Source organism: Rhodoferax sp. GW822-FHT02A01, assembly GCF_038784515.1.
Taxonomy (GTDB): Bacteria; Pseudomonadota; Gammaproteobacteria; order Burkholderiales; family Burkholderiaceae_C; genus Allorhodoferax.
Genome location: NZ_CP152376.1, coordinates 3,885,502 through 3,908,554, shown reverse-complemented (window position 1 = coordinate 3,908,554; position 23,053 = coordinate 3,885,502). Strand labels below are relative to the sequence as shown.

The window sequence follows — 23,053 nt, the reverse complement described above, 5'->3', positions numbered from 1 at the left end:
AGGTGCCAAGCCTATCAACCCAGAAGCCCTATACACCTCCTAAAGCGTGGTGCGTAGGTGTGAATAAATTTACAGGGAGTGCGAAGTGAGCAAAGTTCAGATTCAATTCAAAGACCCGGATTTGATCTATGAAATCATCCAAGCGCGTCATCCGTTGCCGGAAAACGAAGACGATATTACGCCTCGTATGGAGAAGGAGCGCCAAGATTTTTCGCGCAACTACTTTGAGTTTGGCGACTATGGTGTTTTTGAGGTTGACACCGAAACAATGGCTGGTCGCTTGCTTCTGCGCGAGGAATGGAAATGACCTACTGGCCCCTACCCTTCATCGCGTGGATCGCATTCTGCGCCTGGTTCATTTATAGAGAAAAGCGACGTGTTCTTTTGCCTATGGGAATAGTTTGCGTTATTGGCTGTGTTTTGATGGCTGGTGCGAGGTGGTTGCCGTGACCACCACAACAGAACCCAAACCGGACTTGATGGCGCTGGCGGACATCTTGAATCCTTACCCGGAAGGTTCTCCGCGCTCTGCGTGGAGGGCAGGCTTCCTCGGAACTACCAACTTCGGAGCAAAAGGGAGCGATAACGATCTTCAATGGCGGCAAGGATCAGCGGCAAGAAAGACGCTCACTCCGTTCTTGCCCGCCCTCACCGCCCAATCCCAAGCCCTCGAAGAAGCTCACCATTTGAATACTTGTATTCCTGAGATGCGAGAGGAGATAGTTCATTTGAACGCGAAACTTGCAGATGCGCTGGCAGAGGTGGAGAAACTTAATTGTGTAATAAATCTTCTGACCGATGGTGAGGAAAGAGTTGCATTACTTATTGTCGAGCATGCCGACCTCCGCACCCGCTGCGAAGCGCTGGAGAAGGATGCTGCTCGGTATCGGTGGCTGCGCAATGACACATTGGTAGATGGCGAAGTAAACGAAGAAATTCACGTCGCTTGCGATGGACCTAAATTCCTCAATGCATGGGCGCTTTTTGGCGAGTCATTGGACGCCGCCATCGACGCCGCACTACTGGAGCAAAAGAATGACCAATGAAGCGCGCGAAATAGCCGACCGTATAAACGTTAATAGAACAACGCTTCACCCAAATGATGTTTGGGCAGCTTCAAGGATGCTGCGCACCCAAGCCGCCGAGCTTGAACAACTCCGCACCCGCGCAGAGAAAGCAGAGAAGGACGCTGCGAAGTGGCGAGCCGTGGCAATGCTGTACCCCGGTGGCGCTGATGCTCTGTTTGAACGGATGAAAAAGATAGCCACTGAATTGAGTGCAAAGGAGCAACAGCTATGAGCCAAGAACCAAGCTGCATGACGTGCAAATACTCTGACTCGTTTGGCCTTCCAGATTGCGTACAGCCGCATTCCTGTGGAGATTCCAAGGCGCATTGGGTGCCGCTTAATACACCCATCCAGAAGTCGCCTAAAGACATTGAAATTGAACAACTCCGCACCAAGTTGGCAGCAGCAGAGGCCGAGCGAGACGCAGCGCTTGCGCGTGAGGCGGCTATTCATTCGCAGCCGGTGTGCACAGTCGTTGTAAAGATGAATGGGGATTCCAAATCTATTGATCTTGAGCGACTGGATGAAATGTACGAATTACAAGTTGGGGAATACGAATTGCACCCAAAAATTAAAACTACCCAAGAGGCTATCTAATGAAGATTACTGTTGATAAAGATATCCATGATCAGCTCTTGGAAATAGCAAGGCTTGTTCTTGAGGCCAAGAAAGATCGCAGCTTACAAGATTGGCAAATTATGCACATGGACCTCAGTGAGGCAGCAGAAAAGGCCGAGACTCGCTTCAAGGTTATTCCGCCACTCATCGCCAAGCCAGTGAAAGACGCATCATGAAAGACGGACAACCTTACGGTATTGTGGACCCTGACTATGCGCGCGTCTACACACAAGCCCGCATCATTGCATGGCAGTACGGATACGCCTGCGTCATGCACGGATCGTTTACCCGCGACCTTGATTTGTTATTGGTGCCTTGGGACGAGAAGGCTCGCGGCAATGGCGAGCAGCTATTGAAGCTGATAGCGCAAAGCTGTGGCTTGCGTTTTGCCGATGGCAAGGAAAATGTTGTTTACTCAACTGTAGACTGGTCCGAGAAACCGCATGGCAGGCAGGCATGTAGCCTGTACTTCCCTGTCTTCAGTGACCGCCGATGGGTTGATATAAGTATTTTTCCAACTAAGGACCAACCCAATGACTGACATCACCAAACTGGAAGCTGTGCGCGAGGCACTGGCACAGATTGAATACGCATTACGGTTTGTTCACAAAAAGAACGAGGCTATTGCGTCAACGTCGTACGCTGCAATGGCAGATGCCGGTATCACAGATAAGTGCCCGTTGGCGCTGCACGAAGATGTTGCGGAGCAAGCAGGCGGGGCCTTAGTCAACGCGTCACGCACCCTAGCCACCCTCGACCGGATCATCAAGGATGCGCGGGAAGCGGAACCGGTGGCACACTTCGGCTCCGCCTATGTCAACGAAAATGGCGTGCACATTACGACCGTTCTTGGGTCTATTGCGATACCGCAAGATGCCAGTCTTTACCTCCACCAAGCACCCCAGCAGCCAGCCAGCGAGGTACAACGAGAACCTGTTGGTGAAATAGTTGCCGAAGACATGGGCAAGCCATTCAACGCAATCCAGATTCGCACGCACTTCTACAAAGAAGTTCCGCCTGTTGGCACCAAGCTGTATACAAAGGATTGATATGACACCCGCACACATTACCCGTTTGTTGACATTCGCGCAACACGGCCAGCCCAAAGACTACGCCGCCAGCGACATGATGCGCTCAGACCTTGAAGCCGTACTGATGGCAACTAAGCAGCCAGCCAGCGCCGCGCCCAAAGCCCCAGCTAACGCTATGGCACCAGCTCAGCGTCACATTCCAACACCTAAGAGTTGGCGTGCCAAATCTGGTGCTCCATTCATTGATCTGCAGACCCATGCAAATCAGGTTCTAGAAGTTCTCAGTAATGGCGGTGTTCCACAACACGATGACCTGGTTGAGCCACTGTTCACTTATGAAGATATGCTGGAGTTTTCTGGTCATAAGCATGTTGAAGAACAGCAGCCAGCCAGCGCATGGGTGGGGCTGACGGATGAGGAAATCAACGCGATGTGGCCGGGTAGCAGCCGCAACTATATACGGGCCGTTCCATTCGCCCGCGCCATCGAATCCGCCCTGCGCTCAAAGAACGCGGCACCCCAGCAAGCACAGGCCAAGGAGGCTCTGGAGGCTGCGAGGGATGCGCTGGATACTGCAAAGACCGGCCTCGACTGGTATCGAGATCGTTGCCCGGAAGCTGTGGATGGCAGTGACGATGAAGCCAATGAGCAGATCGACGCCGCCCTCACCCGCATCAATGAAGTGCTGGAGGCATCCAAATGATTGACACAACAGAACTACGCAAGCTGGCAATCGGTTGCCCTGAGTGTGCATGGGGCAAGGTAGCCGGGTGCTGGCGCTGCGGCTCGCGCATTGGCTTATTCACACTGCTGGGCGCTAAGGAGGCATCATGCAAGTAAGCCGGGAATTGATGGAGCGGGCTGCAGACTCTCTAGAGCTATATTTTGGCGACAACACAGAAGCTACTGCCGTAGCACTCCGCGCCGCGCTTGCACAGCCAGAGACGGAGCCGGTAGACAATTTCCCGGTGAACTGGGCAACCATGCTGCACTACCCAGAGTGCTGGGATACCGCCGCTTACCCACGGTTGCGCGATGCTATCCATGAGGCGCTTGCTTGGAGTGGCTGTTCTGTGTGCAAGCCATCCCCACAGCCAGCACCTGAGCCGACATGGAGGCCGATTGAAAGCGCGCCCTCAAGCACTGAGGAAGTACTATGTTTGAGCCAGTCCGGGCAGATGAAGATCGAGACGGGCCATTACTTGCGGAACATGCTTCACTCCGCAAAAATTGATGGCGAAGAGTGCTTTTACACCCACTGGATGCCACTACCACCAGCACCAGGCACAGCGCCAGTCAAGGAATCATTGAACACATCCAATATGGGGTGCGCCAGTTGCCAACATTTCAAGCAAGGAAACAATCCCACTGTCGGCGTGTACGACATGACCTGCTATGAATGCAGCGAGTACTACGCAAACAAGTTTGAGTTACGCGCCCACGGCATAGGAGAGAAGAAATGACCCGCCGCGAATGGGTAAACGCCTGCGCCAGGCAAATCAATGCTGTGGTCAAGGATTGGCCCCAGGCCCTGAGTATGGCCGGTCAATGCGCTGAAAAGCAGTCATGGGAAAACGGCGCGTCCGGACTGGCCTGGGAAAAGCCCGAGGATGTGGCAGAGCGGGCTGTTGAGGAATACAAGGAGTGTTTAAATGGATGATCTTTTATTGCTTTCGAGCATCTGCGGCGATCTGGGGCTGTCCGAACGCATTGCCCAACGCAAGGCCTCCCTGGGTCTGCTGCCATTCCCTGCCTTTCGGCTTTCTGGCACCCGCAAGGGCCCACTTTACGTGCGCAAAGAAGACTTTGATGCCCATGTAAAGCGCCAGGTTGAAAAGGCCATGAAGCTAAACTCAACCATGCGAGAAGCCGGTTTGGTGTGACACAAAGTGTGACAACGGCACCCCTTCATTGGGAATCGCTCCAACTTATAATCGATTCACTCATGAAGTTAATTCCGCTGCCTGCTTTTGCTGACAACTATATTTGGATGCTGCACGACGGGCGCAAAGCACTGGTGGTGGATCCAGGTGATGCCCAACCGGTGCTTGAGGCCCTTCAGCGCGAAGGCCTGCAACTCGAAACCATTTTAGTCACGCACCACCATGCGGATCACACCGGCGGTGTAGCGCAGTTGCGTGATACCACCAGCGCCCAGGTTTTCGGCCCGGCCGGTGAGGAAATGCCTGAGCCCTTGAAACGTCTGAGCGGCACCGACAGCTGCACAGCCATGGGTTTGACGTTCCGCGTCATCGACGTGCCCGGCCACACCGCAGGGCACATCGCCTATTACTGCGAAGACTGGAACGGCGCTCCGCTATTGTTCTGTGGCGATACGCTGTTCAGCGGTGGTTGCGGCAGGCTCTTTGAAGGCACACCCGCCCAGATGCTGGCATCGCTTGACAGCCTGGCGGCACTGCCCGATACGACGCGCGTCTGCTGCACCCACGAATACACTCTGAGCAACCTAAAATTTGCGCTGGCGGTAGAGCCCGCCAATGTCGACCTGCAGCAATACAACACCCATTGCCAGGAGCTGCGCAGCCGCAACACACCCACCCTGCCCTCTACGATTGCTCTGGAACGCAGAATCAACCCCTTTCTTCGCAGTCGCGTGCCTGCCGTGATGGCCGCCGCCCGCACGCATGATGCTGCGATGACCGAGCAAGCAGGCGCATTTGCAACGTTGCGCCAATGGAAGAACGAATACCGATGAATGGTTTGAAACTGCTCGGCCTGTGTGCACTGGTATGGCTCACAGGTTGCGCGACAGTGGTCGACCCCGTGCCGGCCCCACCCAACACCCTGGAACCGACACCAGGCCAGCAAACAGGAGCTGTACCCCGTACCCAGCCTGCACCGTCCCCAGTGCGCCCCCGCGCGTCCACCCCGGCAGTCACCGGTTCAGTCGCCAACGGGCCGGTTGCCGACTATGGTTTCTCACCGCAGGCTGACCAACGCAGCTCACGTGCCGTGGCGTCCATGGAACCGCCCAAGGATCTGTGGGAGCGCATCCGCCGCAGTTACGCCATGCCGGACCTGGACAACGATCTGGTACACGACCGCGAGCAGTGGTACGCAACCCGGCCGGACTACATCTTCCGCATGACCGAGCGCTCCAAGAAGTATCTCTTCTACATTGTTGAGGAACTGGAACTGCGCAACATGCCCACCGAGCTGGCCCTGCTGCCTTTTGTGGAGAGCGCCTTCAACCCGCAGGCGGTGTCCAGCGCCAAGGCCGCCGGCATGTGGCAATTCATGCCCGCTACCGGCCGCACTTTTGAGCTCAAGCAAAACGTGTTTCGCGATGACCGGCGCGATGTGCTCGCCTCCACCCGTGCCGCCCTGGATTACCTGCAAAAGCTCTACAACATGTTTGGCGACTGGCACCTGGCGCTGGCGGCCTACAACTGGGGTGAAGGCAGTGTGGGTCGCGCCATCAGCAAGAACCAGCGCGCGGGCCTGGGTACGGGCTACCAGGACCTGACCATGCCCATGGAAACGCGCATGTACGTGCCCAAGCTGCAGGCCATCAAAAACATCGTAGGCCAGCCGGATGCCTTCAACTCCCGCCTGCCCGATATCGGAAACCACCCGTACTTTGATACGGTCACCATCCGCCGCGATATGGACGTGGCCATTGCCGCCAAGCTGGCCGAGGTGCCCATCGACGACTTCAAGGCGCTCAACCCCTCCATCAACAAGCCGGTGATCATGGCTGCGGGCACTCCGCAGATCCTGCTGCCTTGGGACAACGCAAAGGTCTTCCAGACCAATCTGGACGCGTATACCGGCGGCAGGCTGGCCAGCTGGACCGTATGGGTGGCGCCTACCACCATGCGCCCGGTAGATGCTGCCAAAAAGGTTGGCATGGGAGAAGCGGAGTTTCGCAGCGTCAACAACATTCCGCCGCGCATGCTGATCCGTCCCGGCTCCGCACTGCTGGTTCCGCGTGCCGCACACAATGAACAGGAAGTCACCAGCCAGGTGGCCGACGGCGGTCAAGTGTCGCTGGCACCCGAGATCGTGCTGAAGAAGACCATTGTGCACGCGGTCAAGGGGGCGACGGTCGCGTCCGTGGCTGCCAAATACAAAGTCACGGTGGCCAATGTGGCACAGTGGAACAGCGTCAGCGCGTCGGCTAGTTTCAAGGCCAAGCAGCCGGTGATCCTGTTCCTGCCACAAAGCCAGGCCAGCAAGGCTGCATCCTCTGATCGCAGGGCTGCGGAGCCCGCGGTGCGCAAGACCAAGGCCGTCGCGGCGCGCCCCACGGCGCCAGTAAAGAAAGTACGCAAGAAAAAGTAACGGGCGGGACCGGCCTAGCGCCGGTCCACCAGCGCGTGGGCAATGGTGCCCAGATCCACGTATTCCAGTTCGCTCCCCACGGGCACGCCGCGCGCCAGCCGTGTGGGTTTGATGCCGCGGGCCTTGAGCCCTTCGCTGATGACGTGCGCAGTAGCCTCGCCTTCGGCCGTGAAGTTGGTGGCCAAGATGACCTCCTGCACCACACCGTCGCAGGCGCGCTCGAACAGCTTCTTAAGACCCAGCTCATTCGGCCCAATGCCATCGAGCGGGCTAAGCTTGCCCATCAGCACAAAGTACAGCCCCTTGTAGGCGCCGGTGCGCTCCATGGCTGACTGGTCGGCCGGGGTCTCGACCACGCACAGCTTGGTCTGGTCGCGCGCAGCATTCATGCAGGTGTCGCACACCGCGTGCTCGGTAAAGGTGTTGCACAGCTCGCAGTGCCGCGTGAGCTTGCAGGCATCGTCCAATGCACGCGCCAGGTTGTGTGCCGCCGCGCGGTCGTGCTGCAGCAAATGGAACGCCATGCGCTGCGCCGACTTCACGCCCACGCCCGGCAGGCGCTTGAGCGCCTGGATCAGTGCGTCCAGCGAATGGGCATCAGACATGCAATGGAGGGTGCGTGATCAGAACGGGAACTTCATGCCACCGGGCAGACCGGGCATGCCTGCAGTGATCTTGGCCATTTTCTCGGTGGACGTTTCCTCGGCCTTGCGCACTGCGGCGTTGAATGCTGCAGCCACCAGGTCTTCCAGCATGTCCTTGTCTTCAGCCAGCAAGCTGGGGTCAATGATCACGCGCTTGACGTCGTGCTTGCAGGTCATGGTCACCTTGACCAGGCCAGCGCCGGATTCGCCGCTGACTTCGATCAGACCCAGTTCGTCCTGGGCCTTCTTCATATTGTCCTGCATCGCCTGCGCTTGCTTCATCAGTCCGGCGAGTTGTCCTTTGTTGAACATGTTTTTCCTTCGAGGGGTTTAAAAATTACAAGGGCTTGATGGAGCCGGGCACGATTTTCGCGCCAAAGTCCCGCATCATCGTCTGCACAAACGGGTCGTCCAGAATTATCTTTTCGGCAGCGCGCTGCTTTTCCTCGGACGCCGCCGCATTGCGACGGGCCGGGCAATCGGTGATGCGGCCGATCTCCACCGCCAGCCGCACATCAAAACCGGCGCCGCGCAGTGCCGTGGTCAGGCGGTCACGCGAACCGGGCTGGTTGAGCGTTTCGCGCTCCACGCGCAGCAGCCACTGGTCGGTATCCCGCGCCACCAGCTGTGACTGCAAGGCCAGCTCACGCACCAAGGCGTTGATGGCCTCCGCCGCAATCAGCTGCTGCACCGTGGCGTGCCAGAAGTCGCCCTCTTCCGTGGGTATCAGCACGGGTGCCGCCGGGCTCACGCCCAGATCGACGCGCGATTCGGCCTGCTGGCGCACCACCGGCACGGCCAGCACCTTGGCAGGTGTAGCCGGCAACCGCAAATCACTGGTTTGCAAAGAATCGTCTTCGGCCTCGGCATCGCTGCGCGGGTCGCTGTCCATCACAGCCAGACGTTGCCCTGCGGGCAAGCCGTCGTGGGGCTCCACCGGCTGCGGGCCGGGTATGGGCTCCCGAGGCTGTACCGGTACGGCAACCGGTGCCGGAGCTACTGGTTTTGCAACAACGGGCTCAGGCGCAGGTGCATCCTCCCATGGCTGCACCGCGCGCGGGGCCGGTTGTGCCGAAGGCGCTGTCGCTGGTGGCGAAGCAGTTGTGCGTTGGGGGACTTCCGCCACTGGCGCCGCTACGGCCACGCGTTGCGGAGCAGCCGCCGCTGCGGGCGCAGCTGCGGCGCGGGGTTCAGCTTTCGCTAGAGTTTTTTTTTCAGCCGATGGCTTGAAGGCCAGCAGACGCAGCAGCACCATGGTGAGCGCCGCGTACTCGTCCGGGGCCAGCCCCAGATCCGCACGGCCATGCAGACAGATGCTGTAGAGCAACTGGGTTTCGTCCGCGGGCAGCAGATCGGCAAGGCGGGCCAGATCGGCCGCTTCCGGGTCAGACTCGTCCGCATCCGTGGGGCCTGCAGCCTGCAGCACGGCCATGCGCTGCAGGACAGTGGACATTTCTTCCAGCGTGGACGCAGCACTCAGACCATTGAGACGCAAGGTCTCCGAAGTTTCCACCACGGTCTTGCCGTCGCCAGCAGCCAAGGCTTCAATCAGCCGGAACACATAGCCGCGGTCCACGCTGCCCAGCATCTGGCGCACCGTGGCCTCTTGCAGTTGCCCGGAACCAAAGGCAATGGCCTGGTCGGTCAGGCTCAGCGCATCGCGCATGGAGCCACGCGCGGCGCGCGCCAGCAGGCGCAAGGCCTGCGGCTCCGCTTCCACATTTTCGAGCTGCAGCACCTGCTGCAGATGCTCGCGCACGGTCTCGGGTGCCATCGGCCGCAGATTGAACTGCAGGCAGCGCGACAGCACCGTGACCGGCACCTTCTGCGGATCGGTGGTGGCCAGCACAAATTTCAGGTATTCGGGCGGCTCTTCCAGCGTCTTCAACATGGCATTGAAAGCCGTGTTGGTGAGCATGTGCACCTCGTCGATCATGAAGACCTTGAAGCGCCCCTGCACCGGCTTGTAAACAGCCTGCTCCAGCAGGGCCTGGACTTCATCCACGCCGCGGTTGGAGGCGGCATCGAGCTCTGTGTAATCAACAAACCGACCACTGTCGATGTCGGTGCACGCCTGGCACACGCCACAAGGGGTAGCGGTAATGCCGCCCTGCCCGTCCGGGCCCTGGCAATTGAGCGATTTGGCCAGGATACGTGACACCGTAGTCTTGCCCACGCCGCGGGTGCCGGTGAACAGGTAGGCATGGTGCAGGCGCTGCGTCGTCAGCGCGTTGGTCAATGCCTGCACCACATGGTCCTGGCCCACCATTTCGGTGAAATTGCGGGGACGGTACTTGCGGGCGAGCACGAGATAAGACATGCCGCGATTCTACGGGCTGGGTTGCGTGCCGGTTTTCACAACGGCGCTCGACTACAATCTCGGTTGACGGGCCCTCCCGCATGGTGAAGCGGCCAACCGGGTCAGGTGGGGAACCAAGCAGCCCTAACTGTGGAGCCAGTGCCGGGTAAGGGCTCGTCAACCTCATTTTGGGATGAACACTTTGGACAGATTGATCAAACACCTGCCCAAGAACGATGGCGCTGACAAGTCCTTGCCGGACCGGGCGCCGTTCATCCACCCTGTGCAATAGCCATGGTTTCGCTAAGGACGCTAGCCTGGCTGAAAACGCGGTTTTCCGCCCGGGAACCCAGCCCCGAGCAGCGTGCCCGTGACCTGATAGCCGCCATTGATGCCGGTGGCGTTCCACTCAATCCGGCGCGCGTCAACGACATCGCCCGCAAACTGGGTCTGGAAGTCTCCAGCAAGGCGTCCATGACCGACACCATTGCGCGCATTCGCGAAGCACTTCAACGACTTTGACTGTATTGCCCATGCCCGTTCCCGCATTCTTTGCATCCGTCCCCCTTGAAAAGGCCTATCGCCTGCTGAACCACGGCCCGACCGTGCTGGTCTCGAGCGCCCACGCGGGCAGCGTCAACATCATGGCCGCCGCCTGGTCCTGCCCACTGGACTTCAGCCCGCCCAAGGTCACCGTGGTGATCGACAAGGCTACGCGCACCCGTGCACTGGTGGAAGCCAGCGGCCAGTTTGTCCTGAACCTGCCCTGCCAGTCCATTGCCGCGCTCACACTCGCCCTGGGGTCTGAGAGCGCGCTGGAATTTCCCGACAAATTGCAGCGCCATGATGCACAGCTTTTCTCTGTGCCCGAAGTTGATGCGCCGCTGGTGCAAGGCTGTGTGGGTTGGCTGGTCTGCAAAGTGGTGCCGGAGCCGCACAACCAGACGACCTATGACCTGTTCATCGGCGAGGTCACGCATGCTTTTGCTGACAGTCGCGTGTTCCAGGATGGGCACTGGAATTTTGACGACCAACCTGATGCACTGCGCACCTTGCACTATGTCGCAGGAGGCCAGTTCTACGTCACAGGTGCTTCACTGAAGATTGATGCGCCGGAATCGCTGTAGCCGTTGACACACAACCGGCTGGCTATCGACAGCGCGCGGGATAATGGGCCATACAACATACAGGTTTAATTTATGCGCACGCCGTTCGTCACCCGCCGATTGTTTCTGGGAGCCGCCTTTTCGCTGGCAGCCTTGAGCGCATCAGCGCAAACCGCAGGCGTATTCCACCTGGGCATTGCGCCACATACCAGTGCCCGCGTGATTCTGGAGATGTACCAGCCACTGCGCGCCCATCTGGAAAAAGCACTGGGCACCCCGGTAGAGGTGGTCACCGCGCCGGACTTCACTGAATTTGCCAAACGCATGTTGCATCAAGACTACGATCTGGTGGTCACTACCGGACACCAGGCCCGGCTTGCGCAGACCGATGCGGACTACATCCCGCTGCTCACTTACAGCGCCGATTTCCGCGCAGTGGCACTGGTAGCGGGCAGCAGCAAGGCCAAGACGGCAAAAGACCTGCTGGGCAAACCGGTCCTGGGCCTGTCGCCCACATCCCTGGTCACGCTCTGGGGACAGCACTGGCTGAAGCAGAACGGCAACAGCGAAACCCTCAAGTACGTGAGCGCCTCCGACAGCGTTGCGCGACTGGTGCTCTCCGGCGAGGCAGCAGCAGGCTTTACATCACTGGCCAACTACCAGAGCCTGAGCCGCGACCTGCAGGCGCAAATGCGCTTTCTGGTCATCAGCGACCCGATGGCGGGCCGCGTCTACATGCTCAACAAACGACAGTCTGCACGCAAGGAACAGATCGACGCCGCTCTGACGACCTTTGCCGCCAGCCCCGAGGGCAAGGCCTATTTTGAGAAATACAAGCTGGAAGGCTACCGCAAGCTCAAACCCAAGGAGCTGGAGCAAATGGAGCCCTACGCCAAGGAAGTACGCGCCTCGCTGCAATGAAGCTGAGCCGCTTTCACATGCCGCTGCGCTCGGTACGGGCCCGCTTTCTGCTGGCCGCCGTGGTGGTGGAGGCTTTCATGCTGACGCTGCTGGTGACCAACAGCCTGCGCCTGATGAACGACTACCTGATTGAACAGGTGGAGCGGCAAGCCCAGCAAATCATTCCCGTGCTGTCCGCGGCAACGGTTGCGCCCTTGGCCCAGCGTGACTACGCCACCGTGCAATCGGTGCTGGACGAGAGCCTGAGCAAGAAGGGCGTGCAGTACCTGATCGTGGTGGACAACCAGGGCAACCGGGTGGCGTCCAGCGGCTGGCCCGCGGACAAGGCGCTGCCCAAGCCAGACCAGGGGTTTGAAATCTCGCTGCAATCAGCCACGCCCATGCACCAGGTGCAAACCCCCATCCTGATGTTTGGCCAACCACTGGGCACGCTGTATCTGGGCATGGACCTTTCACACATCCTGGCCGCACGCAAGGCTCTGCTGGCACAGGGCTCATTGATCGCGATAGGCGAACTCGTGCTCTCCGCTGTGCTGCTGATGCTGCTGGGCATTTGGCTGACCCGTCACCTGGTCGACCTCACCCGTGCGAGCAGAGAAGTCACCCAGGGCAACCTCAATCCGGCACCGGTGTTTGAAGGAGACGATGAGCTGGGGCAGCTGGGGACCGCCTTCAACACCATGTCGCGCACCATCAAGCAGCGGGTGCTGGATCTGGAAATGGCCAAGGCCCAGGCCGAGGAGTCCAACCGGGCCAAGAGCGAATTCCTGGCCACCATGAGCCATGAAATTCGCACACCCATGAACGGCATCATCGGCATGACCGATCTGACACTGGACACGCCGTTGACCGAGGAGCAGCGCGAGCATCTGCTGGTGGTCAAATCGTCTGCCGCAGCGCTGCTCAACATCATCAACGAGGTACTCGACTTCTCCAAGATCGAAGCCGGCAAAATCGAACTCGAAACGCTGGAATTCGACCTCGAACAGGTCATGCGCCATTGCCTGGCGCCACTGCGTGTGCGCGCCCAGACCAAGGGCCTGAAACTGGAGACCCTGAGCTCTGGCCCCTTGAATACCTACCTGGTGGGGGACCCCAACCGTTTGCGCCAGGTGCTCACCAACCTGGTGGGCAATGCCATCAAATTCACCGCGCAGGGTCAGGTGACTGTCGGTTGGGAAGGCCCACGCAACGCGGAGCGCAACTTCCGCTTCTGGGTCAAGGACACCGGCATTGGCATTCCACTGGACAAGCAAGAGCGCGTGTTCGAAGCCTTTACCCAGGCCGACAGCTCCACCACGCGCACTTACGGCGGCACCGGTCTGGGACTCACCATCTCCGCTACCCTGGTGCGGTTGATGGGTGGCGATATCCGCGTAGAGTCCATTCCGGGTCAGGGCAGTACCTTCGAATTCAGCTTGCCCCTGGCCATTGGCAGGCCCTTGGAAACTGCGCTGCCGCTCTCCGCAGGCAAGGTCGCCACGCCCCTGCTGCCCGAAAACGGAGTACCACAGAGTCTGAAGGTCTTGCTGGTGGAGGACCACCCCATCAACCAGAAACTGGCCATCAGCCTGATGGAGCGTGCGGGCCATCGGGTGACACTGGCACAGAACGGTGAAGAGGGCTTGCATTTCGCCATGCAAGACCGCTTTGACGTGGCACTCATGGACATGCAGATGCCGGTCATGGACGGACTGGAATGCACCCGCGCCATCCGCGCCTATGAGGCGGCGCAGTCCGGCAAGCGTCTACCCATCATCGCTATGACAGCCAATGCACTGCCCAGCGACCGTCTGGCTTGTGAAGAGGCCGGCATGGACGGCTTTCTCTCCAAGCCCTTCAAGGCCGACGAGCTGCGCCAACTGCTCGCCGGCTACCAGCCCCAACCCTAGGCGCCGCGGCGCAACCAGTCCAGCGCACCCAACCCCGCCGCATGGCCGGTGGCAAAACACGCCTGCAGCAGATAGCCGCCCGTGGGCGCTTCCCAATCCAGCATTTCACCGGCGCAGAACACGCCGGGCAGTTGCTCCAGCATCAGCCCCGGGGTCAGCACCTCGAACAGCACGCCACCGGCACTGCTGATGGCTTCATCAATCGGCCGGGCCGCCTGCAGCGTGATGGGAAGTGCCTTGATGGCAGCAGCCAGTTGCGCCGGATCGTTGAACGCAGCCTTACCCAGCAATTCATGCAGGATGGCCGACTTGATGCCGTCCAGATTCAGGCGGCTTTTGAGATGGCTGGAGAGTGAACGCGATCCACGCGGATGGGCTACCTCCTGCGCCACTTTTTCGGCAGACACGTCGGGCAGCAGATCGAGCGTGAAGGTTGCGCTGCCGTTGCGAATGATCTCATCGCGCAGCGGTGCCGATGCCGCGTACACCAGGCTGCCTTCCACCCCGTGGGCGGTTGCCACAAACTCACCCTTGCGCCGCCACTGCGCGCCCTGCGGCCCTGTCAGCGTGATGGCTACCGATTTGAACGGCTGCCCGGCAAAGCGTGTGGAGAAATGCTCGCTCCAGCCGCCTTTTACGTCGAATCCGCAATTGGACGGCAGCAAGGGCGCCACCGAGACGCCCTGCTGCACCAGCAAGGGCACCCAGGCGCCGTTGGACCCGAGACGCGCCCAGCTGCCACCACCCAGCGCCAGCACCACGGCCTGGGCCTGTACTTCCACCGTGCCCGTTGGCGTTTCAAATTGCAGGGCACGGTCTTCACCCCAGCCCAGCCAGCGGTGGCGCATGTGGAACTGCACACCCACGCCGCCAGGCGGATGGCGCAGACGCTGCAGCCAGGCGCGCAACAGCGGTGCCGCTTTCATGTCCTTGGGGAAGACCCGCCCGGACGTGCCGACAAAGGTATCAATGCCCAGCTCCTGCACCCAGGTGCGCAAGGCGCTGGAGTCGAAGTCCTTGAGCAGACGCTCGATCGCATCGCGCCGCTCGCCGTAACGGCCGGCAAAGGTGTCGGCGCTCTCGGAATGGGTGAGGTTCAGCCCGCCCTTGCCGGCTAGCAGGAATTTGCGTCCGATCGAGGGCATGGCATCAAACAGATGAACGGCAACGCCGGCCTCGGCCAGGCGGTGTGCGGCCATCAGGCCGGCGGGGCCGCCCCCGACGATGGCCACGGGAATGGATAGTTTCATGGTGTATTCAGTTCAATCAGTGCGCCCTGGGGCGTCAAAAAGGCGGCACGCACGGTAGCGGCGCCGTAGGTCTGCGCAATGGATGCGCGGTACCCCAGGAGTTGATCACACAATGCGGCATCGTTTTGGGGCGCCGCGCTGGATTTGTAGTCCAACACCCACCATTCGCCGCTGGAACGCAATTGCACCAGCCGGTCTATGCGCAGCAGGCGTCCGCCGCGACTCAATGGAACTTCGTTGGCATGGAATGACAGCTGCTCCGCATCCCAGGCCCAGGCCGCATCGCCCGTGGCAATGCGCCGGGCCATGTCCACGGCAAGCGTCATGTGCTGCGCATCCAGAGCGAAGGCTTGGGCCGTGTGGACCGTGCGGGATTCCGGCCAAGGCGTCTCTGCCCTGCCATAGCCGCCAGCGCGCACCGGCAGCAGTTCCAGCAGGCGGTGCATGGCCTGGCCGACGCGGGATTCCACGCTGTCGGCCTCGGGCTGGGGTCTGGCACTACCCCCCGCGTTCTCCCCCCAGCGCAGCGCTGTTGGCAGCTCCGGCAAGGTCGGCATGACAAAGCCCACTGCGACCTGATCTGTTCCCGTTGATTCTGTAGAAAGGCCGGACTCCGCTGGCTCCACGTCCACCGATTGCGCGTGAGGTACCAACTGTGCCCACCAGCTTGCGGGATTGGCACTGCGTGGCACCACGCTGGAAATCACCAGCGTCTGTTGGGTGCGGGTCAATGCCACGTAGAGCGCATTGAGCTCCTCGCGGCTGCGCTCGGCCTGCTCCATGTGCAGTGCATCCACCACGCAAGCAGGTGGATTGGATTCGCTGGCCAGAAAGATGAAGCGGCGCGGAAACGCAGCTTCACCGGGCCAGTCCACCAGGGCGCCCATGGTCTCGGCGCGCGCCTCGCGAGCATCGGTGTCCAGCAACAGCACCAGTGGCGCCTCCAGACCCTTGGCGCCGTGGATGGTCAGCAAGCGCATGGCGCCGCTGTCGGAGCGCACCGGCGCCTTGTTGCCGCCCGCGCGCAGGGCGCGTACCAGGCGGTAGGCCGTGATGTAGCGTCCACCGTCCACCGCCAGCGCCGCATGCAGCACGGCTTGCAGGTTGGCCACCACGCCATCGCGCTGGTTGGCTGGCGCGGCTGCCGCAAAGCGGGCCAGCACATCACCGCTTTGGTAGATGGCACTCAGCGCATCATGCGGCGGCATGCTGTCTACCCAGGTTTTCCACAGGGCGAGTTGCCGCGCGGAAGTCTGCAGAATCTGCGGCAGGCTGGCGCCGGATTGCAGCACCTGCATCCAGCTGGTGGTGCTGCCCTTGGGCGTTGCCACTTGCATGGTCTTGCGCTGCAACGCCAGTTGCACCAGGTCCGCATCGCTCACACAAAACAAAGGCGATTTCAGCGCCCGCGCCAGGGACAGGTCATGCTGTGGCGACACCAGCGCATCCAGCAAAGCCACCACGTCCTGCACCTCGGCAAAGTCGATCAAGTCGCTCTTCTCGGGTTGCTGGGCCGGTATGCCCAGTGCTGCCAGCTCAGCTTGCATCAGGCCCAGGCGTTCACGCTTGCGCGCCAGCACCATCACGTCCTTGGGTGCCAAGGTACCGCCCGAGGCCTGCATGCGCGATTGCAGCCACAGCGCGGCCTGGCGGCATTCCAGCACCTTGCGGCTTTCCTCTTCCTCAAAGCGCGGTTGCGTGAGCGAATCACGCCACGCCTGCCGCGCCTCAGTGTCACGCGACTCCATCGGCTCAATGGCGGGCAGTTGCAGCACCTGCCCAGCATCCAAAGATTCACTGGTGTGCTGGCGAAAGCCTTCAAACTCCTGCCGCTCCTGGGCCTCGGCCATGACAGCATTGACCGTGGCAATCACGGCCTGCGCATTGCGCCGTGTGTGGTCACAGCTCAGCAGGTCACCGCCAAGCCCCTCCTGGACAAAAGCCTTGGCGGCACGGAACACCTGGGGTTCGGCGCGGCGAAAGCGGTAAATGCTTTGCTTGGGGTCGCCCACGATGAACACCGACGGTGCGTTGCCGGCACCGGCGTAGCCCGACAGCCACGCGTGCAGCGCCTGCCACTGCAACGGGTTGGTGTCCTGGAACTCGTCGATCAGCAGATGCCGCACCCGCGCATCCAGCCGCTCCTGCACCCAGCCGCTGAGCTCTTCGTCCCGCAACAGCACCAGTGCCGCACGCTCCAGGTCGCCCATATCGATCCAGCCGTGCTCGCGCTTGAGCTGCGCATATTCGTCCAGCAGGATGCGGCTCAGACGCGCCATGCGCTGCTGGTGCAGCCAGGCGGCGTGCTGCAGGCGGGCCTGGTTCAGCCGCAGCAAAAAGTCCTGCGCCTGCTGCACCACTTCGGCCTGTGCAAACTTGTCGCCCAGCTTGCGCGGCTCTCCCTTTTGGGTCAGCAAGGCATCTGCAATGTCCGCATCGCGGCCTTCGGTCAGGGCGCGCTCCAGTGCGCTGGCGGCCTGCTGGCACTTAGCGCCTTTTTGGGCACCAAGGATGCTGGCCACTCGCTGCAGCAGCGCACGGATCTCGTCGCTGCGCAGGGCCGCATCGGGCGTGGCATGGGCGGCAAAGTCCGGGAACTGCCGGGCAAAAGGATCCACCGATTGCTCCACCACACCCTGGGCGTCGGCCAGCGCAAATTCGGTGCGCTTGGAAAGCGCAGACTCCAGCGCCTTGTGTGCATTGAAGCGGCCGTAGGTTTGCACTGCCTGGGCATAGTCCGTTCGCGCCGCTTCCTCTTTGGCGATTCGGGTCTGAAAGCGCCGCCAAACCAATGCTGTGGCCTGCTTGTCATCCTCCAGCAGCTGATAGGCCGAGGGCAGGCCCAGGCTGTGCAGAACGCCCAGGGGTGCGGTGCGCAAGAGTGCGGCAAACCAGCTGTGGAAGGTGCGGATCTGCACCGGCCTGCCACCGTGCAGCAAAGCGGTGTGCAGCCCGCGCAGCGTGTGCAGCTGCTCCGCCGTGGCCGGCTGGGCAAAGCCGCGCATACGCAGTTCGCTTTGCAACTGCGCGTCAGTTGCGCTGGAGAACTGGTGCAGCCATTCCTGCAGGCGCTGGCGCATTTCACCTGCGGCCTTCTTGGTGAATGTGATGGCCAGAATATCCTGCGGTGCCGCGCCTAGCAGAAGGGCCCGCACCATGCGCGAAACCAGCATCCAAGTCTTGCCGGCGCCAGCGCAGGCTTCCACCGCCACACTGCGACGCGGATCACAGGCGATCCGGTAGAAGCGCTCACGCGCCACGGTCGCGCCATTCCACTCGAACGCGGCGGTATCGGGCATGCCGCTCATGTACTACCCCAGAAGTCTTTGCGGCACAGGCCACGAGCGTCACAGTAGTCGCAGGCCTTGCCCTGCCCCAGCGCGGGCAAGGGTGCGCCTTCGGCGATGCGCTGCATGTCGCTCAGCATGCCCTCAATGAGCGCATCGCGCGCCTGCACAATGTCCGCTTGCTCCATGGTGGCGGTTTTCTTTTCAGAGATGTTGACGTAGGCACCACGCAAGGTGTCCTGCGGCAGCAGCGCTGCATAGAAGGCCATTTGCGTGTCCTCCAGCGGGTCGCTGATGCGGGCACGCGTCTTGTCGCTGCTCTCGGTCTTGTAGTCCAGCACCATCACCACACCACCAGCCAGATGGTCTACACGGTCCACGCGGCCACGGATCTGCAAAGGCCCGATCTGCTGCGCGCAGTCGGTCTCACCGCTGGCAAATACGGCCGACTCGGTAGTCTCGTACTGTTGCAACCAGTCCAGGTAGGCCTCGCGCACGGCGGGCCAAGACGCGGCAAAGGGCAGGAATTCGCCCTCGTCCAGACCCATCTTTCGGGTAGCTTCCAGTGCCGCTGCTTCCAACATGTCCTGTCGCTGCGCACGGTTGGCGCTGGCTTGCATGGCCAGCGTGGTGTGGAACTGCTGCAGCACCGCGTGCAGCCAGACGCCAAAGTCCCGCTTGTCGACCTCCTGCTCCAGTTCGTCCACCGACTTCAAACCCAGCTGACGCAGGGCAAAGAAACGGTAGGGGCAGTGGCGCAGGTCGTCGTAGGCGCCCTGGGTCAGGTGCGAAACCGGCAACTGTTCGCCCGTGGGCTGCGGCATGGCCGTGGGATGGGCATCTACCGGACGCGACGCGCGCTGATCCGCAGCGGGTGCGGCGTCATCGCCGGACTCCTGCAGCAATTGCACCAACGGGCTGGGCAACAGGGCCTCGCCGCTTTCATCACTGCTGCGCCAAAACACATCACACACCGGTGTCTGCAAGGCGCTGTGCCAGGCGGCACGCTGGTTGGCCTGCAAGGCGTCACGCGACGGCAGGCCCAATGCTTCGCGCTGGGCCGCGGTCCAGATGCCAGGCGGCTCGGGCGCTGCCAGCAGCCGCACTTCATCGCAGCCTGCCAGCAACACGGCCGCAAAGGGACGGCCCAGCATCTGGCTCATCGGCAGAATCACCACCTGCTCGCGTTCGGGGTATTCGGGTTTGAAGCTTTGCGCCTCCAGCGACTCATTGACCCAGCGGCTGAAGGCGCTCAAATCCATGCGCTGCTGCGACCACAGCGAATCCGATAGCAACGCGTCCACGCTCGGCCCCGCCAACAGGCCCAGGGTCTGCGCCAGCTGCGCACCCGCAGCGTCCGTCTCCAGAACCTGCCACATGCCGCAACTGGTCAGTGCGGAGCGCAACCATCCCAGCCACTGCGCCAGGGTGTGCAGTCCTTTGGCGCCGGATCGCACCAGTTCAATGGCCTGCAGCGTGGCGGCCAAGTCCTCACTGCGGCGCACGCTATCGCTGTTTGCCGCATGGCGCCAGTCGCGCACCTGGTCGCGCCGCAAGGCCACTTCCAACGCGTCGCGCGCTGGCGCAAAGTCCAGCGCGCACCGTTTGAGCCAGTTCAGCATCTGGTCGCTGCTGACGTTCCAGGCGCACGCCTGCAGCAAGGTCATGACGCCGGCGGCTGCGTGGCTGGTGGAGAGCTTCCAACCGTTCTCGTCACGTATGGCCACACCGGACGCATCCAGCAGGGCGCGCACGCGGCGTGTCAACGCCCGGTCCGAAGACACCAGCGCCAGGGGAAATGCGCCCTCTGCAATGCGTGCCAATGCTTGTGCGGCACAGCGCTGCGCCTCGTCCTCGGCATCGTGGCAGGCATGCAGACCGATGCCTGCTTCACGCGAGGGTGCGGCTTCTGCATCCTGCAGTGCCATGACCAGCAGGCGTTCACCCCATACCGGCTTCAGTCCTAGGGCCAGCGGATCGTTGGCAATGCCCTGCACCATCACCAGGCAGTCCACGTCGGGACATTGATCACGTTCAAACAACAGATCGCTGGGGTAGTTGGACAAGGCCGCCCACTCCACCGCAATCCCTGCAACCGCCAGCTCCCATTGCATGGCGCCGGACGCCATGCCCAGGGCCACCGACTGGCGGGCCTGCCGGGCCCATTGCGGACGCTCAGAGGGCGGGCAAGCCGCGGCCAGTGGGGCCAATTGGTGCGCCGTCTGCACCAGCAATCCGGCCAATGCAGTCTGCTGCTCAGCCAGACCGGCCTGGGCCAGCATGGATTGCGCGCTCAAGGTGTCCCAAGTGGCATCCATGCGGATATCGGTAGGCGCCGGACTGAAGGCGCCTACGTCGCTGCTCCAGTTCATAGTGGTCTCGAAGCGGGGCGCAAAGCCATCACCGAACCGTCGCGTCCACAAACGTGCGGCCAATGGCCGCAACTGCGCATAGGGCAGCAGAACCAGTGCGCGCGATGGGTGTACAGAAGCCACCTGCAACGCCGCAGCCAACCTGGACAAAAATCCTTGGGTGGCATGCATCCACATCGCCATGACGGGATGGTCGTCCGGATAAGAGAAGGCAGCCAGCTCGCCGGAACCATCAATTTTCACTATGTCATTCATAGATGCGGGGGCGGGGGGTGGGAGCTTGGTTTCTGTCACAATGCCGCAACTTTAGCTGTATCTGAAACTCCCAAAGGAAAGCCCATGGCCAGCGATCTGATCAAACACGTTACCGACGCCACTTTTGAAGCCGACGTTCTGCAAGCATCCCAACCCACGCTGGTGGATTACTGGGCTGAATGGTGCGGCCCTTGCAAGATGATTGCCCCGATCCTGGACGAGGTGTCCACCAGCTATGCGGGCAAGTTGCAGATTGCCAAGATGAATGTGGACGAAAACCGCGACATTCCCGCCAAGTTCGGCATCCGTGGCATCCCCACCCTGATGCTGTTCAAGGACGGCCAACTGGCCGCCACCAAGGTAGGCGCCATGAGCAAGGCGCAGCTGACCGCATTCATCGACCAGCAACTGGCCTGATCCTACCATTTGCTCCCACGGCCGTGCCACAGCAGCACGGCCGTTTTTTCCTGTCATAATCAGGCCCGTTCACTGATTCCTTTGAAGGACAGGCGCCCACACGGCGTAGAACACTGAGGCCTAGCCACCCCCCTTGCCTCTCCCCTTATTCCCCTGAAACTCGATTTATTCCGGTTTTCTTCCGACATTTCGGTTAACCCTCTAACGGGACCCATTCCATGCACTTAAATGAACTCAAGGCACTGCACGTGTCCGAAGTCTTGAAACAGGCTGAAGAGCTTGAGATCGAAAACACCGGCCGCATGCGCAAGCAGGAGCTGATGTTCGCCATCATCAAGAAGCGCGCCCGTACCGGCGAGCAGATCATTGCCGATGGCGTGCTGGAAATCCTGCCGGACGGTTTTGGTTTTCTGCGTAGCCCGGACACCAGCTACACCGCCAGCACCGACGACATCTACATCAGCCCCAGCCAGGTACGCCGCTTCAATCTGCACACCGGCGACATGATCGAAGGTGAAGTGCGTACGCCTAAGGATGGCGAACGCTACTTTGCACTGAACAAGCTGGACAAGGTCAATGGCGGAGCGCCCGAAGGCAACAAGCACAAGGTCATGTTCGAAAACCTGACGCCGCTGTTCCCCAAGGTGCAGATGAAGCTGGAGCAGGACATCAAGGGCGAGGAAAACATCACCGGTCGCGTGATCGACATCATCGCCCCCATCGGCAAAGGCCAGCGCGCCCTGATCGTGGCCCAGCCCAAGAGCGGCAAGACGGTGATGATGCAGCACATTGCGCACGCCATTTCGGCCAACTACCCCGAGAGCTATCTGATGGTGCTGCTGATCGACGAGCGCCCCGAAGAAGTGACCGAAATGCAGCGCACCGTCAAGGGCGAGGTGATTGCCTCCACCTTCGACGAGCCCGCCGCCCGCCACGTGCACGTGGCCGAAATGGTGATCGAGCGCGCCAAGCGTTTGGTCGAGCTCAAGAAGGACGTGGTGATCCTGCTGGACTCCATCACCCGTCTGGCCCGCGCCTACAACAACGTGGTGCCCTCCTCCGGCAAAGTGCTGACCGGCGGTGTGGACGCCAACGCGCTGCAACGCCCCAAGCGCTTCCTGGGCGCAGCCCGCAATGTGGAAGAAGGCGGCTCGCTCACCATCATCGCCACGGCGCTGGTGGACACTGGCAGCCGCATGGACGAAGTGATCTTTGAAGAATTCAAGGGCACTGGCAACTCCGAAATCCACCTGGACCGCCGCCTGTACGAAAAGCGCGTGTTCCCTTCCATCCAGCTCAACCGCAGCGGTACCCGCCGCGAGGAACTGCTGCTGCAGCCGGAAATCCTGCAAAAGACCCGCATACTGCGCCAGTTCCTCTACAACATGGATGAAGTGGAAGCCATGGAGATGGTGCTCAAGCAGATGCGCGCCACCAAGACCAACAACGAGTTCTTCGACATGATGCGTCGGGGCGGATGAGCGTTACCCCCACAGTCGCCCATTGCATGTGGCTCCCTGCCCCCCGAGGGGGCCGCGTTTCGCCTTGAGGCGGCCCGGCGGCGAAACATTCATTGCAATGGCGAGTTA

25 protein-coding genes and 1 other RNA gene are annotated in these 23,053 nt (G+C 61.0%); 20 read left to right on the top strand and 6 right to left on the bottom strand.

Annotation, left to right across the window (positions count from 1 at the left end):
- Positions 1–85: 85 nt before the first annotated feature.
- From AAGF34_RS18445 to AAGF34_RS18385, 13 genes are all read left to right on the top strand, one after another.
- The gene (locus AAGF34_RS18445; RefSeq protein WP_342617170.1) at positions 86–307 is read left to right on the top strand and encodes a hypothetical protein; all 222 of its coding nucleotides are present in this window, start codon (positions 86–88) and stop codon (positions 305–307) included.
- Between the two features lie 139 nt (positions 308–446).
- On the top strand, positions 447–1,046 hold the full coding sequence (locus AAGF34_RS18440; protein WP_342617169.1) for a hypothetical protein: 600 nt from the start codon (positions 447–449) through the stop codon (positions 1,044–1,046).
- On the top strand, positions 1,036–1,299 hold the full coding sequence (locus AAGF34_RS18435; protein ID WP_342617168.1) for a hypothetical protein: 264 nt from the start codon (positions 1,036–1,038) through the stop codon (positions 1,297–1,299). Before AAGF34_RS18440 ends, AAGF34_RS18435 begins: the two co-directional genes overlap by 11 nt.
- Entirely contained in the window at positions 1,296–1,664 is a 369-nt protein-coding gene (locus tag AAGF34_RS18430; protein ID WP_342617167.1) for a hypothetical protein, read from the top strand. The genes AAGF34_RS18435 and AAGF34_RS18430 overlap by 4 nt, the downstream gene beginning before the upstream one ends.
- Complete coding sequence (locus tag AAGF34_RS18425; protein WP_342617166.1) at positions 1,664–1,861, top strand: hypothetical protein; 198 nt, start codon at positions 1,664–1,666, stop codon at positions 1,859–1,861. The genes AAGF34_RS18430 and AAGF34_RS18425 overlap by 1 nt, the downstream gene beginning before the upstream one ends.
- Positions 1,858–2,226, top strand: a complete 369-nt coding sequence (locus AAGF34_RS18420; RefSeq protein ID WP_342617165.1) for a hypothetical protein — start codon at positions 1,858–1,860, stop codon at positions 2,224–2,226. Before AAGF34_RS18425 ends, AAGF34_RS18420 begins: the two co-directional genes overlap by 4 nt.
- Complete coding sequence (locus AAGF34_RS18415) at positions 2,219–2,734, top strand: hypothetical protein (RefSeq protein ID WP_342617164.1); 516 nt, start codon at positions 2,219–2,221, stop codon at positions 2,732–2,734. Before AAGF34_RS18420 ends, AAGF34_RS18415 begins: the two co-directional genes overlap by 8 nt.
- A gap of 1 nt (position 2,735) precedes the next feature.
- On the top strand, positions 2,736–3,419 hold the full coding sequence (locus AAGF34_RS18410; protein ID WP_342617163.1) for a hypothetical protein: 684 nt from the start codon (positions 2,736–2,738) through the stop codon (positions 3,417–3,419).
- Between the two features lie 127 nt (positions 3,420–3,546).
- Positions 3,547–4,179, top strand: a complete 633-nt coding sequence (locus AAGF34_RS18405) for a DUF551 domain-containing protein (RefSeq protein WP_342617162.1) — start codon at positions 3,547–3,549, stop codon at positions 4,177–4,179.
- Positions 4,176–4,376 (top strand): hypothetical protein, encoded by a 201-nt coding sequence (locus AAGF34_RS18400; protein ID WP_342617161.1) that lies wholly within the window; start codon positions 4,176–4,178, stop codon positions 4,374–4,376. The genes AAGF34_RS18405 and AAGF34_RS18400 overlap by 4 nt, the downstream gene beginning before the upstream one ends.
- Positions 4,369–4,599: a hypothetical protein gene (locus AAGF34_RS18395; protein WP_342617160.1), complete on the top strand. Its 231-nt coding sequence runs from the start codon at positions 4,369–4,371 to the stop codon at positions 4,597–4,599. The genes AAGF34_RS18400 and AAGF34_RS18395 overlap by 8 nt, the downstream gene beginning before the upstream one ends.
- A gap of 62 nt (positions 4,600–4,661) precedes the next feature.
- Positions 4,662–5,432: a hydroxyacylglutathione hydrolase gene (gloB, locus tag AAGF34_RS18390; protein WP_342621133.1), complete on the top strand. Its 771-nt coding sequence runs from the start codon at positions 4,662–4,664 to the stop codon at positions 5,430–5,432.
- Positions 5,429–7,021, top strand: a complete 1,593-nt coding sequence (locus AAGF34_RS18385; protein WP_342617159.1) for a transglycosylase SLT domain-containing protein — start codon at positions 5,429–5,431, stop codon at positions 7,019–7,021. The genes gloB and AAGF34_RS18385 overlap by 4 nt, the downstream gene beginning before the upstream one ends.
- Positions 7,022–7,035: 14 nt before the next feature.
- Here the strand turns inward: AAGF34_RS18385 and recR are convergent, their stop codons facing one another.
- The 3 genes from recR to dnaX are packed head-to-tail and all read right to left on the bottom strand — an operon-like array spanning position 7,036 to position 9,985.
- Positions 7,036–7,626 (bottom strand): recombination mediator RecR, encoded by a 591-nt coding sequence (gene recR / locus AAGF34_RS18380; protein WP_342617158.1) that lies wholly within the window; start codon positions 7,624–7,626, stop codon positions 7,036–7,038.
- 18 nt (positions 7,627–7,644) lie between these two features.
- Positions 7,645–7,977, bottom strand: coding sequence for a YbaB/EbfC family nucleoid-associated protein (locus tag AAGF34_RS18375; protein ID WP_342617157.1), 333 nt, complete (start codon positions 7,975–7,977; stop codon positions 7,645–7,647).
- Between the two features lie 25 nt (positions 7,978–8,002).
- The gene (gene dnaX / locus AAGF34_RS18370) at positions 8,003–9,985 is read right to left on the bottom strand and encodes a DNA polymerase III subunit gamma/tau (protein ID WP_342617156.1); all 1,983 of its coding nucleotides are present in this window, start codon (positions 9,983–9,985) and stop codon (positions 8,003–8,005) included.
- 65 nt (positions 9,986–10,050) lie between these two features.
- Here dnaX and ffs point away from each other — a divergent pair.
- The 5 genes from ffs (at position 10,051) to AAGF34_RS18345 (ending at position 13,883) form a co-directional block, all read left to right on the top strand.
- Positions 10,051–10,146: signal recognition particle sRNA small type (gene ffs, locus AAGF34_RS18365), an RNA gene on the top strand.
- A 112-nt stretch (positions 10,147–10,258) separates the two neighbouring features.
- Positions 10,259–10,486 (top strand): hypothetical protein, encoded by a 228-nt coding sequence (locus AAGF34_RS18360; RefSeq protein WP_342617155.1) that lies wholly within the window; start codon positions 10,259–10,261, stop codon positions 10,484–10,486.
- 11 nt (positions 10,487–10,497) lie between these two features.
- The gene (locus AAGF34_RS18355) at positions 10,498–11,091 is read left to right on the top strand and encodes a flavin reductase family protein (protein WP_342617154.1); all 594 of its coding nucleotides are present in this window, start codon (positions 10,498–10,500) and stop codon (positions 11,089–11,091) included.
- A gap of 72 nt (positions 11,092–11,163) precedes the next feature.
- Positions 11,164–11,991, top strand: coding sequence for a phosphate/phosphite/phosphonate ABC transporter substrate-binding protein (locus tag AAGF34_RS18350; protein WP_342617152.1), 828 nt, complete (start codon positions 11,164–11,166; stop codon positions 11,989–11,991).
- Positions 11,988–13,883: an ATP-binding protein gene (locus AAGF34_RS18345; protein WP_342617151.1), complete on the top strand. Its 1,896-nt coding sequence runs from the start codon at positions 11,988–11,990 to the stop codon at positions 13,881–13,883. The genes AAGF34_RS18350 and AAGF34_RS18345 overlap by 4 nt, the downstream gene beginning before the upstream one ends.
- Here the strand turns inward: AAGF34_RS18345 and AAGF34_RS18340 are convergent.
- Genes AAGF34_RS18340 through AAGF34_RS18330 form a run of 3 tightly spaced genes read right to left on the bottom strand, consistent with a single transcriptional unit; the run spans position 13,880 to position 21,047 of the window.
- Positions 13,880–15,133, bottom strand: a complete 1,254-nt coding sequence (locus AAGF34_RS18340) for a TIGR03862 family flavoprotein (protein WP_342617150.1) — start codon at positions 15,131–15,133, stop codon at positions 13,880–13,882. The two genes, AAGF34_RS18345 and AAGF34_RS18340, sit on opposite strands and share 4 nt — an antisense overlap.
- Positions 15,130–18,432: a UvrD-helicase domain-containing protein gene (locus AAGF34_RS18335; protein WP_342617149.1), complete on the bottom strand. Its 3,303-nt coding sequence runs from the start codon at positions 18,430–18,432 to the stop codon at positions 15,130–15,132. Before AAGF34_RS18335 ends, AAGF34_RS18340 begins: the two co-directional genes overlap by 4 nt.
- Before the next feature lie 5 nt (positions 18,433–18,437).
- Positions 18,438–21,047 carry a PD-(D/E)XK nuclease family protein gene (locus tag AAGF34_RS18330; protein WP_342617148.1) on the bottom strand — a complete coding sequence of 870 codons (2,610 nt, stop codon included), beginning with the start codon at positions 21,045–21,047 and terminating at the stop codon, positions 18,438–18,440.
- Between the two features lie 84 nt (positions 21,048–21,131).
- Between AAGF34_RS18330 and trxA the strand changes: the two genes are divergently transcribed.
- Both trxA and rho read left to right on the top strand, forming a co-directional pair.
- Positions 21,132–21,464 (top strand): thioredoxin TrxA, encoded by a 333-nt coding sequence (trxA, locus tag AAGF34_RS18325; protein WP_342617147.1) that lies wholly within the window; start codon positions 21,132–21,134, stop codon positions 21,462–21,464.
- Positions 21,465–21,682: 218 nt separating this feature from the next.
- Positions 21,683–22,945, top strand: a complete 1,263-nt coding sequence (gene rho, locus AAGF34_RS18320) for a transcription termination factor Rho (protein ID WP_342617146.1) — start codon at positions 21,683–21,685, stop codon at positions 22,943–22,945.
- The last annotated feature ends 108 nt before the right edge of the window (positions 22,946–23,053 follow it).